General features: G+C 34.1%; 11 protein-coding genes. 7 read left to right on the plus strand and 4 right to left on the minus strand.

What is annotated here, in order from left to right; all coding sequences use genetic code 11:
* On the plus strand, nucleotides 1-349 hold a 349-nt coding region (gene deoC, locus CD116_RS02230; RefSeq protein WP_103325169.1), incomplete at its 5' end, for a deoxyribose-phosphate aldolase.
* A 29-nt stretch (nucleotides 350-378) separates the two neighbouring features.
* Nucleotides 379-1,557 (plus strand): phosphopentomutase, encoded by a 1,179-nt coding sequence (deoB, locus tag CD116_RS02235; protein ID WP_047548437.1) that lies wholly within the window; start codon nucleotides 379-381, stop codon nucleotides 1,555-1,557.
* 129 nt (nucleotides 1,558-1,686) lie between these two features.
* On the opposite strand, the gene phnE (CD116_RS02240) is transcribed toward deoB, so the two are convergent.
* From phnE (CD116_RS02240) to CD116_RS02255, 4 genes are all read right to left on the minus strand, one after another.
* The gene (gene phnE, locus CD116_RS02240; RefSeq protein ID WP_047548440.1) at nucleotides 1,687-2,502 is read right to left on the minus strand and encodes a phosphonate ABC transporter, permease protein PhnE; all 816 of its coding nucleotides are present in this window, start codon (nucleotides 2,500-2,502) and stop codon (nucleotides 1,687-1,689) included.
* Nucleotides 2,499-3,299 carry a phosphonate ABC transporter, permease protein PhnE gene (phnE, locus tag CD116_RS02245; protein WP_047548443.1) on the minus strand — a complete coding sequence of 267 codons (801 nt, stop codon included), beginning with the start codon at nucleotides 3,297-3,299 and terminating at the stop codon, nucleotides 2,499-2,501. The genes phnE (CD116_RS02240) and phnE (CD116_RS02245) overlap by 4 nt, the downstream gene beginning before the upstream one ends.
* Nucleotide 3,300: 1 nt before the next feature.
* Nucleotides 3,301-4,074, minus strand: coding sequence for a phosphonate ABC transporter ATP-binding protein (phnC, locus tag CD116_RS02250; RefSeq protein WP_047548446.1), 774 nt, complete (start codon nucleotides 4,072-4,074; stop codon nucleotides 3,301-3,303).
* A gap of 213 nt (nucleotides 4,075-4,287) precedes the next feature.
* Complete coding sequence (locus tag CD116_RS02255) at nucleotides 4,288-5,232, minus strand: phosphate/phosphite/phosphonate ABC transporter substrate-binding protein (RefSeq protein WP_047548448.1); 945 nt, start codon at nucleotides 5,230-5,232, stop codon at nucleotides 4,288-4,290.
* A gap of 228 nt (nucleotides 5,233-5,460) precedes the next feature.
* Between CD116_RS02255 and CD116_RS02260 the strand changes: the two genes are divergently transcribed.
* From CD116_RS02260 to adhE, 5 genes are all read left to right on the plus strand, one after another.
* Complete coding sequence (locus tag CD116_RS02260) at nucleotides 5,461-7,005, plus strand: DNA-binding protein (RefSeq protein WP_047548450.1); 1,545 nt, start codon at nucleotides 5,461-5,463, stop codon at nucleotides 7,003-7,005.
* A gap of 50 nt (nucleotides 7,006-7,055) precedes the next feature.
* Nucleotides 7,056-8,591 carry a bifunctional metallophosphatase/5'-nucleotidase gene (locus CD116_RS02265; RefSeq protein WP_047548453.1) on the plus strand — a complete coding sequence of 512 codons (1,536 nt, stop codon included), beginning with the start codon at nucleotides 7,056-7,058 and terminating at the stop codon, nucleotides 8,589-8,591.
* A 156-nt stretch (nucleotides 8,592-8,747) separates the two neighbouring features.
* A complete protein-coding gene (locus CD116_RS02270) occupies nucleotides 8,748-9,515 on the plus strand; it encodes a spr1630 family ClpXP-sensitive toxin (RefSeq protein ID WP_047548456.1) in 768 nt (255 codons plus the stop codon).
* 5 nt (nucleotides 9,516-9,520) lie between these two features.
* Entirely contained in the window at nucleotides 9,521-10,696 is a 1,176-nt protein-coding gene (locus tag CD116_RS02275) for a spr1629 family repressor/antitoxin (protein WP_000469828.1), read from the plus strand.
* A gap of 385 nt (nucleotides 10,697-11,081) precedes the next feature.
* Entirely contained in the window at nucleotides 11,082-13,691 is a 2,610-nt protein-coding gene (adhE, locus tag CD116_RS02280) for a bifunctional acetaldehyde-CoA/alcohol dehydrogenase (protein ID WP_047548458.1), read from the plus strand.
* Nucleotides 13,692-13,865: the final 174 nt, after the last annotated feature.

Here is a 13,865-nt window from a genome sequence, read left to right on the forward strand (position 1 = left end):
TCAACAAGATATTGAAGCTGTGGTTAAAGCGGCAAAAGGTCACACAGTGAAAGTAATTATTGAGACGGTATTATTGAACCATGACGAAATCGTAAAAGCGAGTGAGTTAACCAAAGCAGCTGGTGCGGACTTCGTTAAAACATCAACAGGTTTTGCAGGTGGCGGTGCGACTGCAGAAGACGTTAAATTAATGAAAGATACAGTAGGTGCTGATGTAGAAGTAAAAGCATCAGGTGGCGTACGTAATTTAGAAGATTTCAGTAAAATGATTGAAGCAGGTGCGACACGTATTGGTGCGAGCGCAGGCGTTCAAATTATGCAAGGTTTAGAGGCAGATTCAGATTACTAATATATATATAAATTTTGGGAGTGATAGCTATGACAAGACCATTTAATCGTGTACATTTAATCGTAATGGATTCAGTAGGTATTGGTGAAGCGCCAGACGCAGCTGATTTTAAAGATGAAGGTTCACATACTTTAAGACATACATTAGAAGGCTTCGATCAAACTTTACCAAACCTTGAAAAGTTAGGTCTAGGGAACATCGATAAATTACCTGTAGTAAATGCAGTTGAACAACCAGAGGCATACTATACTAAATTGAGTGAAGCTTCAGTTGGTAAAGATACAATGACGGGTCACTGGGAAATTATGGGATTAAATATTATGCAACCATTTAAAGTATACCCTAATGGATTCCCTGAAGAGTTAATTCAACAAATTGAGGAAATGACAGGTCGTAAAGTTGTTGCTAACAAACCGGCATCGGGTACGCAAATTATCGATGAGTGGGGCGAACACCAAATGAAAACGGGGGATTTAATTGTTTATACAAGTGCAGACCCAGTATTGCAAATTGCTGCACATGAAGACATTATCCCGTTAGAAGAGTTATATGATATTTGTGAAAAGGTTCGTGAGTTGACAAAGGACCCTAAATATTTAATTGGTCGTATTATCGCACGTCCATATGTTGGTAAACCAGGAAACTTTACACGTACATCAAATCGACATGACTATGCGTTAAAACCATTTGGTAAAACTGTCTTAGATCATTTAAAAGATGGTGGTTACGATGTCATTGCCATCGGTAAAATTAATGACATTTATGATGGCGAAGGTGTAACAGAAGCGGTACGTACGAAGAGTAACATGGATGGTATGGACCAATTGATGAAAATTGTTAAGAAAGATTTCACAGGTATTAGTTTCTTAAACTTAGTAGACTTTGATGCATTATATGGTCATCGTCGTGATAAACCTGGCTATGCACAAGCAATTAAAGATTTCGATGATCGCTTGCCAGAACTGTTTAGCAACTTACAAGAAGACGACTTAGTAATTATTACAGCTGACCATGGTAATGACCCGACAGCGCCAGGTACGGATCATACGAGAGAATATATTCCAGTAATTATGTATAGTCCGAAATTTAAAGGTGGGCACGCATTAGAAAGTGACACTACATTTAGTTCTATCGGTGCAACAATAGCAGATAATTTCAACGTAACATTACCAGAGTTCGGTAAAAGTTATTTAAAAGAGTTGAAATAGAATCAATCTAGATATAATAAAAACAGCAGTGAAGTTAACTATAGCAATAGTTTTCTTCACTGCTGTTTTACTATAATTGAAAAACGTAAGACGGTAGCACCTCTTATTTAGGAGTGTCTTGATTTAATGTTAAACAATACGTTTTCGGATTGAACCGGAAATTAAATCGACAATTGCGACCATTAGTACTAAACCAATTAATATAATACCTACACGATCCCAAGAACGTGTTTGAATGGCAAATATGAGTGGTGTTCCGATACCACCAGCCCCAATTAGCCCCAGTATAGAAGCCGAGCGTAAGTTTAGTTCAAAGCGATAAAGTATGAGTGATAGAAAGGCAGGCATAATTTGTGGTATGACTGCAAATACAAGTGTTTTAATCTTATTCGCACCACTGGCCTTTAATGAATCTACAGCACTGAAATCTAGACCTTCAATATCTTCAGCTAAAAGTTTCCCAAGCATACCTACTGAATGGATACCTAAGGCTAATACACCTGAAAATGAACCTGGGCCAACAGCTTTTATAAATATAAGTGCCATGACAATTTCTGGGAAGACACGTATAACACTTAAAATAAATTTGCTAACGCCTGAAACTGGGCGTAGCTTCATCATATTATTTGCACCAAGAAATGCTAATGGTATACAAATAATTGCGGCGATGAAAGTACCTACAACGGCTATAGCAAAGGTTTCAAGTAAACCACGTAATAAGTCTTCGCCATCTGGTATATAGATATAGCTGATATCAGGATGGAATAATCCGCTGAATATGGATTTTAAGATTTCTAATGATTTACTTTTAAGTTCTAAATTTGGTACACCTGCAAATGCCCATATGATAATAGCTAAGACGACAATTGCTATAAGCCACCTTTTAATCAATTTTCGTTTGTGTGCTTTTGTGTGAACATTGTATTTTGCTGTTTCTTGTGTCATGCGAGATGTGCCCTCACTTTCGTACTGATGTAATCAATGACGACGACGATAACTAAAGTAAATAAAATAATCGTTGCTGTTTTTGGATATTGAAATAAACCAAGTGTTTGATCATAAAATAAACCAATACCGCCAGCGCCGACTAATCCAAGCACAGCTGAAGCACGTATATTTACTTCAAATGCATATAATACGTATGACATAAATGACGATATGGCTTGTGGTACAACACCGAAAACAATCCATTTTATTTTATTAGCGCCAACAGCCGTCATCGCTTCCATTGGGCCTGGATCTATCGTTTCTAATGATTCATATAATAATTTCCCAATAATACAGATAGTTAAAATAAACAAAGCTAATATCCCTGGAATTTGACCGATTCCAAATACAGCCACAAAGATTGCTGCTAATAGCAAATCCGGTATAGTACGAACTATATTTAAAATAAAACGCGAGGGTATTGAAATCCACTTTTGTTGAACGATATTGCCAGCACATAATAACGCAATTGGTATTGATACGATGCTACCTAATACTGTACTTACGATAGCCATACGGATGGTATCCAACATTGGCGTTGTAATTTGTTGTAAATACTCGAAATCAGGCGGAATCATTTGTTTAAATAAATCACATATTTGAGGGATTCCTATCATCAAATCTCCAAAGTTAAAGCCTGTATAATTAAAACTCCAAATGATGAATGCGATGATTAACATGAAGGTAAAACTCGTTTTTAGCGATACTTTCTTTTTTAAAAGTGAGTCATACTTTGATGTTGTTTCTATGGTCATGTTAATTCACTCCCAACTTTTCATCTTCTTTAATTGAGCGTCCATAAATATTACTGAAAACATCATCTGTTGCTTCAGAAGCAGGACCATCAAAGACAACTTCACCATCACGTAAACCGATAATACGTGTGCCATATTCTTTCGCTAAATCTACAAAATGTAAATTGATCAATATTGTTATTCCTAATTCTTGATTAATTTTTCTTAAATCGTCCATTACTTGTTTCGTTGTCAATGGATCTAAAGAAGCAACCGGCTCATCGGCAAGAATAATTTCTGATTCCTGACAAAGTGCACGTGCGATTGAAATACGTTGTTGCTGACCACCTGATAACTCATCAGAACGTTGATTATATTTATCTAAAATGTTAACGCGCTCTAATGCATCCATTGCTTTAATTTTGTCTTCTTTTGGAAATAAACCTAATACCATTTTCCATGTAGGATGATAGCCAACACGTCCACTTAACACATTTCGAAGTACGCTTGATCGTTTAACTAAATTAAAATGTTGGAAAATCATGCCAATATTACGGCGCATAGCTAATAGCTCTTTTCCGCGTGCTTTTGGGATAGATTTACCTTTTATGAAAATTTCACCTGACGTGATATCATGCAAACGATTTACAGATCTTAATAACGTAGATTTCCCAGCACCAGATAGTCCTACAATGACGGCAAATTCACCTTTTTCAATATTTAAGTTAATATTTTTCAAGCCTACATGACCGTTAGGATAGACTTTACTGACGTTTTTAAATTCGATTTGACTCATGTTTGACACCTTTCTTTAATAAAGAAAAGCCAAGGTAAACTGAAATATCATAGACATTGGGTTTCTGTGTACAAATCGTTTCAAATACACAACGACACCTTTATATATCTGTTTCAGTTTAGCGCCTAGCTTTTCAATATCAATCTAGAATATATCTATTGAACGAAAGCTTTTAATACCAAATTCGATAATGATTCATTTGTTAAATAATGATTATTTCATATCTTTAACTAATTTTTCGTACTCTCTTACAATGTCGAAATTTGAATCTTTCGTTTCTGTGTACCCTTCATGTGAATATACTTCGCTAATAATTTTGTGACCTTCTTTTGATTTAGCAATGTCTATAAAAGCTTTTTTCAATTTTTCTTGGAAATCTTTATCCATATCTGGTCTTACAGAAATTGTGTCATTCGGAATAGCTTGTGTTAATTTTAAAATTCTTGTGTCTTTAAATACATTTGGTTGGTCTTTTTTCACAGTATTACGCGCATCGTTAAATACAGCCGCAGCATCTACATCTCCATTTAATAATGAAATTACTGCTTGATCATGACCTTTAACATTGACAATTTTCATATCTTTAGTTGCATTGATGCCTGCTTCATTTTTTAACATCGCAAGTGGGAATGTATATCCAGCAGTTGATGTTACATCTTGCAAGGCGATTTTCTTACCTTTTAAATCTTTCAAGCTTTTAATTTTGGAGTCTTTTTTAACAAGGATTTCTGATTTATAACTATCTACAAGTTCTTTACTTGGCGAACCATCCTCTTTTACACCGAAACGTTGTGCTTGTAGTAACAAATCTGCTGCTTTTTGATCATGTGCTAATGTGTATGCCGTTGGTGGTAAGAAACCAACATCAACTTTTTTAGACTTCATAGCTTCAACAATTGTATTGTAGTTAGTAGATACAGACACTTTAACTGGAATTCCTAACTCTTTAGATAGTAATTTTTCTAATGGTTTTGCTTTAGCTTCTAATGTTCCAGCATTTTGTGAAGGCACAAATTGAACTGTTAATTCTTTAGGTTTGTATCCTCCTGATTTAGAATCCGAATCATTTTGATTATCTAAAGAACTTGAATTTCCACATGCTGCTGCAAAAACAATGACTGCTAACATTAATACAAATAAATACTTAAAATTTTTCATTTGATAACTGTCCCCTTCACATTCTTAATCGTGTAATATGTATACAATGAAATTACACTTATAGCGTACCACACTTAAATGTGAAAAAGTATTTTATAAAAATAAATTTTAATAACTTTCTTTAAGATTTTGATAAGATTTTGTAAATATTTCGTTAAATTGCACATTTCCAACATATATTTATCCTATAATTCAAGAACAAATTTATTTTAAAAGGAGCCTCACAAAATGAAAAAAATATATAAGTCATTAACTGTCTCTGCAATTGTTGCAACGGTATCATTAAGTGCTTTACCGCAATCTTTAGCTATAACGCATGAATCGCAATCTACAAAGCAACAGCAAACGGTATTATTCGATCGTTCCCATGGTCAAACAGCTGGTGCTGCAGATTGGGTTAGTGATGGTGCATTTTCAGATTATGCGGATTCAATACAAAAACAAGGTTATGACGTTAAAGCTATTGATGGTCATTCGAACATAACAGAAGCAAGTTTGAAAAGTTCCAAAATATTTGTAATTCCTGAGGCTAACATTCCTTTCAAAGAATCAGAACAGGCAGCAATTGTTAACTATGTGAAACAGGGGGGAAATGTTGTCTTTATTTCAGATCATTACAATGCTGACCGAAATTTAAATCGTATTGATTCATCGGAGGCAATGAATGGTTATCGACGTGGAGCGTATGAAGATATGTCGAAAGGTATGAATACAGAGGAAAAAAATTCTACAGCAATGCAAGGTGTGAAAAGTTCAGATTGGTTATCTACAAACTTTGGCGTACGTTTTCGATATAATGCGCTAGGTGATTTAAATACGAGCAATATCGTTTCTTCAAAAGAAAGTTTCGGTATTACAGAAGGTGTTAAATCTGTATCTATGCATGCAGGGTCCACATTAGCCATCACTAATCCTGAAAAAGCTAAAGGTATTGTATATACACCAGAAAAGCTGCCAGCGAAAAGTAAATGGTCACATGCTGTAGATCAAGGTATTTATAACGGTGGAGGTAAGGAAGAAGGTCCCTATGTAGCAATATCAAAAGTAGGTAAAGGTAAAGCAGCTTTCATCGGTGATTCATCACTAGTAGAAGATAGCTCACCTAAATATTTAAGAGAAGATACTGGAGAAAAGAAGAAAACATATGATGGATTTAAAGAGCAAGACAATAGCAAATTATTAAATAATATAACGACTTGGATGTCTAAAGATAATGATGAGAAATCACTTAAGGCAAGTGGTGTAACATTAGATACTAAGACTAAGTTACTTGATTTTGAAAAGCCAGAGAAATCAACAGAACCTGAAAAAGAGCCGTGGGCACTACCGCCAAGTGGTTATAAATGGTATGATCCAACAACATTTAAAGCAGGTAGTTATGGCAGTGAAAAAGGCGCAGATCCTCAGCCAAACACACCAGATGATCATACGCCATCAAATCAGAACGAAAAAGTAACATTTGATATCCCGCAAAATGTTTCTGTAAATGAGCCATTTGAAGTGACAATACATTTAAAAGGATTTGAAGCAAATCAAACACTTGAAAATCTTAGAATTGGTATTTACAAAGAAGATGGACGTCAAATCGGACAATTTTCAAGTGAAGATAACGATTATGACCCGCCAGGTTACAGTACTTTGCCAACAGTTAAAGCTGATGAAAACGGAAATGCTACAATTAAGGTCAATGCAAAAGTACTTGAAAGTATAGAAGGTTCAAAGATTCGTTTAAAACTCAGTAACAAAACTTTAATTACAACAAACTTCAAATAAATATATAATAGAGATAAGAAAGATGTTTGTGATTGAAGGAGTGATTGAGGATGTCAAACATAGCATTTTATGTCGTGAGTGACGTACATGGTTACATTTTCCCAACAGATTTTACACGTAGAAATCAATATCAGCCTATGGGATTGTTACTAGCAAATCATGTTATAGAACAAGACGGAAGGCAGTATGACCAAAGTTTTAAAATAGATAATGGTGATTTTTTGCAAGGGTCACCATTTTGTAATTACTTAATCGCGCATAGCGGTAGTAGCCAGCCTTTAGTTGATTTTTATAATCGAATGGCATTCGACTTTGGTACGCTTGGTAATCATGAATTTAATTATGGATTAGCATACTTAAAAGACACTTTACGCAGACTCAATTATCCAGTTTTGTGCGCTAATATTTATGAAGATGATAGTACATTGACTGATAACGGTGTGCAGTATTTTCAGGTTGGAAATCAAACGGTTGGTGTGATAGGGTTAACGACACAATTTATTCCATATTGGGAACAACCAGAGCATATTCAGTCACTTACGTTTCATAGTGCTTTTGAAACACTTCAACAACACTTACCTGAAATGAAGCGACATGCAGATATCATTGTGGTTTGTTACCATGGTGGATTTGAAAAGGATTTAGAAAGTGGTACGCCGACCGAAGTGTTAACGGGTGAAAATGAAGGGTATGCCATGTTAGAAGCATTTTCTAAAGATATAGATATTTTTATTACTGGTCACCAACATCGACAAATTGCTGAAATGTTTCAGCAAACGGCTGTGATTCAACCTGGTACGAGAGGTACAACTGTAGGGAAAGTTGTCTTGAGTACTGATGAATATGAAAATGTATCCATTGCATCATGTGAATTACTTCCTGTTATAGATGATTCTACATTTTCTATTGATGAAGATGATCAACATTTACGAAAGCAGTTAGAGGACTGGTTAGATTGCGAAATTACAACATTTCCATATGATATGACGATTAATCATGCATTTGAGGCACGTGTGGCACCGCATCCTTTTACTAATTTTATGAATTACGCTTTATTAGAAAATAGTGGTGCAGATGTTGCCTGTACAGCTTTGTTTGATTCTGCTAGTGGTTTCAAGCAAGTCGTGACGATGCGAGATGTTATTAACAATTACCCATTTCCAAATACATTTAAAGTTTTAGCTGTAAGTGGTGCCAAACTTAAAGAAGCCATTGAACGATCAGCAGAATATTTTGACGTGAAAAATGATGAAGTGAGTGTGAGCGCAGACTTCCTTGAACCCAAACCACAACACTTTAATTATGATATATATGGCGGCGTAAGTTATACCATTCATGTTGGAAGACCAAAGGGACAACGTGTGAGTAATATGATGATTCAAGGTCACGCAGTTGATTTAAAGCAGACATATACAATTTGTGTAAATAATTATCGTGCAGTTGGCGGTGGTCAGTATGATATGTATATCGATGCGCCAGTTGTAAAAGATATTCAAGTTGAAGGCGCACAATTACTTATTGATTTTTTATCAAATAATAATTTGATGCGCATCCCGCAAGTTGTTGATTTTAAAGTTGAAAAGTGACGGATATATGTAAAACTCACTTGATTTTAATCGGGTGAGTTTTTGTTTTTGTTTAAACTAATCACTCTTAAAAACCAATATACTTTAAGAAAAATGTTGATTTTACAAAAAATAAGGCTTATATTTTATATAACTTAATATTAGGAAGTGATTAATTTGGAAACAATTAAACAAGAAGTAAGAGAGTCTATTGTTAAAGGAATTATCGCGGGATATAAGGACTATGTTAATGAGAGAAATGAAGTCAAGAAACGTATGGTGATTAGTGATGCCTATGTGTACACCAAATCTAATCATATTGAAAATCAAGTTGCTAATCATTTGGAAAATTTTGTTAAGTATATTAAAGAAAATGCTGGACCATCATGGAAGTATTTAAAGTTTATATTTAATATGGATGAAGAGAAAAATAATATCATGTTTATATTGAAAAATGAAGATTACTTTGATGAAAAAAATGTAACCGTAGGGAAGAGTTTAGTTGCTGATAAAAATCCAAAAAGTAAAAACTACCTAGAGGAACTTATGGCTAAGAATAAGGGCATTAATTTTGGTACTGTTGAAGAAGATTTTGAAATTGGGCATCAAATGACTGCAGATAGTATATTATTTAATATAAAAGAAGGCAGTAATAGAGATATTAATTCTTATTTTTTAATTATTACATATCGTATTGATAAAGAATCAAAGCAATTAGCTGCAATCAAACAATGGTTACCAAATCCAGAAACAAATTCTGCCATTATGGTTGATGATTTGACAGAGTTAATAGAAAAAGTAATAGTAGAAAGAGAAGATTATCATATTGACGAAGAAGAGTTAGAAGTACTTAAAAACGATGGAGAGTTAGAACTCATAGATGTGGAACATGCATTTGGTATCAGCATCGATGAAGGTAACGATATGATTGAAAGTGAAAGGTGAAGTTAATGTTTATTGGCAAGAATTTAGAATACGTGAGAAAGCTTAATGCTCTAAGTAGAAAAGAATTATCAGAAAAAATAAATGTGAGTGAACAAGCAATTTGGCAATATGAAACAAAAAATATGATGCCAGAAATTAGTAAAATTTATGATATGACATCTATTTTTAATGTTAAATCTAGCTACTTTATTAGCGAGCAGCCCGAAGAGCTCCTAATAAATTCTGTCGATAAACATAGTATAGCTTTTAGAGCAAAAAATTATAAAGTATCTACGAAACTATTAAATAAGCAATATTATCAAGCAATGTATTTATCTAATTTAACTAGCTACTTATTTTCTTTTGTAAAGATACCGGATAATATTATTTTATCTTTAATAAATAATTTAAATGACTTGTTGAATGGCAATTTAGAATCACTAAATAAAAAAGAAAGCATAAAAGAAACTGCTAAAGTTGTGAGGGCTAAAATTCTTCAAGACGAAAGCAATGAAGCACTATTATTTATGCTTGAAAAAGCGGGTATAGTCATATACGAAAAGCGAATTAATGATAGCATAGACGCATATAGTTTTTGGAGTAAAGATCTGACACCTTTTATTATACTGGGTACAAATAAGGGGGTAGCAGTTAGAAGGAATTTTGATCTTGCACATGAGCTGGGACATCTCGTTCTACATCGTCATATTCAATTCGACTTATTATCTCCTGAAGAATATAAGACAATTGAACATGAGGCAGATATTTTCGCCTCTGAATTTTTACTACCTGAAGAAGCGTTTAAAAAAGACTTTGATCAAATGACAAAAAAATCAAATCCTGACTATTTAGCTGTATTGAAAGAAAAATGGTATGTTTCTATACAAGCAATTGCAATGAGAGCCTATTATCTAGGTCTAATGTCTAGTACTCAGTACAGATATTTTTGGGCATCATTAAATAAAAAAGGCTATAAAAGTAAAGAGCCTTTAGACGACGTGATTGAAATGTCACGTCCTGTCAAAATGAATAGTTTATTAAAGTTGTATTTTGATAGAAATATACTGACACCACAAAAATTATTGAATTATTTAAAAGTTGATGAAACATTTTTGAATCATCTAGCAGGTATTAATTTAAAACTCTTTAAGGATTATGTTAATGAAAATAGAGAATATAATATAACAAATCTATATAAATAAGGCACCAATATTTAAACCTCGAGCTGAAAAGATCATCATTTCAGTTCGAGGTTTTTATGTATAACATCTGTTGATGGGTATCGATAAAGACGTTTGGATGTTGTGTTTTACGCTATATAATAGGCTTTGTGAGCTGTTTAGGAATATTCAGAATTAAATATATAATTATGAATAAATTATGTCATTGGAAAAATTATATTTACAAAATCATTCTAAAAACATTGAAATAACAATGATTACAAGAAAACATTTATTTTAAAATTTGATATTTGTTCAAATAATATTCGAAATTAAACTTTTTTGTATAGAATTTTCTTTATATCCTGAGAGACATGTACTATAATGTTTGTGAAATAATTCACAAAGTATAAAGGAGTGGTTGTATATGTTAACTATACCTGAAAAAGAAAATCGTGGATCGAAAGAACAAGAAGTGGCAATTATGATTGATGCTCTAGCTGACAAAGGGAAAAAAGCATTAGAAGCATTATCTAAAAAGTCACAAGAAGAAATTGATCATATTGTTCATCAAATGAGCTTAGCGGCTGTTGATCAACATATGGTGCTAGCAAAACTAGCACATGAAGAAACTGGAAGAGGTATATACGAGGATAAAGCGATTAAAAATTTATACGCTTCTGAATATATATGGAATTCAATAAAAGACAATAAAACAGTAGGGATTATTGGTGAAGATAAAGAAAAAGGATTAACGTATGTAGCGGAACCAATTGGTGTTATTTGTGGTGTTACGCCAACAACCAATCCTACGTCGACAACTATTTTTAAAGCGATGATTGCAATTAAGACAGGAAATCCAATTGTTTTTGCATTCCATCCAAGCGCGCAAGAATCGTCGAAGCGTGCAGCTGAAGTTATGTTAGAGGCTGCGATCAAAGCAGGGGCGCCGAATGATATTATTCAATGGATTGATGTGCCATCTATCGAAGCGACAAAACAATTAATGAATCACAAAGGAATTGCGTTAGTGTTGGCAACAGGTGGCTCCGGTATGGTTAAATCTGCATATTCAACTGGAAAACCAGCGTTAGGTGTTGGACCAGGTAACGTACCTTCTTATATTGAAAAAACAGCACATATTAAACGGGCAGTAAACGATATTATTGGTTCAAAAACATTTGATAATGGTATGATTTGTGCTTCTGAACAAGTTGTAGTTATTGATAAAGAGATTTATAAAGACGTTACAAATGAGTTCAAGGCTCATCAAGCGTACTTTGCTAAAAAAGACGAATTACAACGTTTAGAAAATGCAATTATGAATGAAGAAAAAACAGGTATTAAGCCTGATATTGTCGGTAAATCTGCAGTTGAAATAGCTGAATTAGCAGGTATACCTGTCCCCGAAAATACAAAACTTATCATAGCTGAAATTAATGGTGTCGGTGCAGACTATCCATTATCTCGTGAAAAATTATCCCCAGTATTAGCCATAGTAAAGGCTCAATCAACAAAACAAGCATTTCAAATCTGTGAAGATACATTACACTTTGGAGGATTAGGACATACAGCTGTTATCCATACAGAAGATGAATCGTTACAAAAAGACTTCGGACTCAGAATGAAAGCGTGTCGTGTACTTTTAAATACACCATCAGCAGTTGGAGGTATTGGAGATATGTATAATGAATTGATTCCATCATTAACATTAGGTTGTGGTTCTCATGGTAGAAACTCTATTTCACACAATGTAAGTGCAACGGATTTATTAAATATTAAAACGATTGCTAAACGTCGTAATAATACACAAATATTCAAGGTACCTTCTCAAATTTATTTTGAAGAAAATGCAATTATGAGCCTTACAGCGATGGAAAATATTGAAAAAGTTATGATTGTCTGCGATCCTGGCATGGTCGAATTGGGATATACGAAAACTGTTGAAAAAGTATTGAATCAACGATCTGAGCAACCGCAAATTAAAGTGTTTAGTGATGTTGAGCCAAACCCATCAACCAATACAGTATATAAAGGCCTGGAAATGATGGTTGAGTTCCAACCGGATACAATCATTGCACTTGGTGGTGGTTCAGCGATGGATGCTGCAAAAGCAATGTGGATGTTCTTTGAACACCCTGAGACATCATTCTTCGGTGCTAAACAAAAGTTCCTAGACATTGGTAAACGTACTTATAAAATAGGCATGCCTGAAAATGCGAAGTTCATTTGTATCCCTACGACATCAGGTACAGGTTCAGAAGTAACACCATTTGCAGTTATTACAGATAGTGAAACGAATGTAAAATATCCGTTGGCAGATTTTGCTTTAACACCTGACGTTGCAATTATTGACCCTCAATTTGTGATGAGTGTGCCAAAAAGCGTTACAGCAGATACAGGAATGGATGTACTAACGCATGCAATGGAATCATATGTATCTGTAATGGCTTCAGACTACACAAGAGGTTTGAGTCTACAGGCGATTAAATTGACGTTCGAATATTTAAAATCATCTGTTGAACAAGGTGATAAAGTTTCAAGAGAGAAAATGCATAACGCATCAACATTGGCTGGTATGGCATTTGCAAATGCATTCTTAGGCATTGCACACTCAATTGCGCATAAAGTTGGCGGTGAATATGGTATTCCGCATGGTAGAGCGAATGCGATATTACTACCGCATATTATCCGTTATAATGCTAAAGACCCTCAAAAACATGCATTATTCCCTAAATATGAGTTCTTCAGAGCAGATACAGATTATGCTGATATTGCCAAATTCTTAGGATTAAAAGGAAATACGACAGAAGCACTCGTAGAATCATTAGCTAAAGCTGTTTACGAATTAGGTCAATCAGTTGGCATTGAAATGAACTTGAAAGCACAAGGTGTTTCTGAAGAAAAGTTAAATAGCACTATTGATAGAATGGCAGAGCTCGCATTTGAAGATCAATGTACAACTGCAAACCCTAAAGAGGCGCTCATTAGTGAAATTAAAGATATCATTCAAACAGCTTATGATTACGAAGAATAGTTTTTCAATACTGTGACACGAATGGTAGAGTATACGCTTCTGAAATTACAAAAGTAAAAAAGTGACAAATAAACATTAAGAGGCTGGGACATAAATCCCTAAAAAAACAGCAGTAAGATGATTTTCAATTAGAAAATATCTTACTGCTGTTCTCTATTTATACAATACTTCGTA

The organism is Staphylococcus schweitzeri, from assembly GCF_002902405.1.
Classification (GTDB): Bacteria; Bacillota; Bacilli; order Staphylococcales; family Staphylococcaceae; genus Staphylococcus; species Staphylococcus schweitzeri.

Bases quoted from the DNA above. Each gene is read 5' to 3' on its own strand.
- deoB (WP_047548437.1), top strand. From the start codon at position 379: ATGACAAGACCATTTAATCGTGTACATTTAATCGTAATGGATTCAGTA.
- phnE (WP_047548440.1), bottom strand. From the start codon at position 2,502: ATGACACAAGAAACAGCAAAATACAATGTTCACACAAAAGCACACAAA.
- phnE (WP_047548443.1), bottom strand. From the start codon at position 3,299: ATGACCATAGAAACAACATCAAAGTATGACTCACTTTTAAAAAAGAAA.
- phnC (WP_047548446.1), bottom strand. From the start codon at position 4,074: ATGAGTCAAATCGAATTTAAAAACGTCAGTAAAGTCTATCCTAACGGT.
- CD116_RS02255 (WP_047548448.1), bottom strand. From the start codon at position 5,232: ATGAAAAATTTTAAGTATTTATTTGTATTAATGTTAGCAGTCATTGTT.
- CD116_RS02260 (WP_047548450.1), top strand. From the start codon at position 5,461: ATGAAAAAAATATATAAGTCATTAACTGTCTCTGCAATTGTTGCAACG.
- CD116_RS02265 (WP_047548453.1), top strand. From the start codon at position 7,056: ATGTCAAACATAGCATTTTATGTCGTGAGTGACGTACATGGTTACATT.
- CD116_RS02275 (WP_000469828.1), top strand. From the start codon at position 9,521: ATGTTTATTGGCAAGAATTTAGAATACGTGAGAAAGCTTAATGCTCTA.
- adhE (WP_047548458.1), top strand. From the start codon at position 11,082: ATGTTAACTATACCTGAAAAAGAAAATCGTGGATCGAAAGAACAAGAA.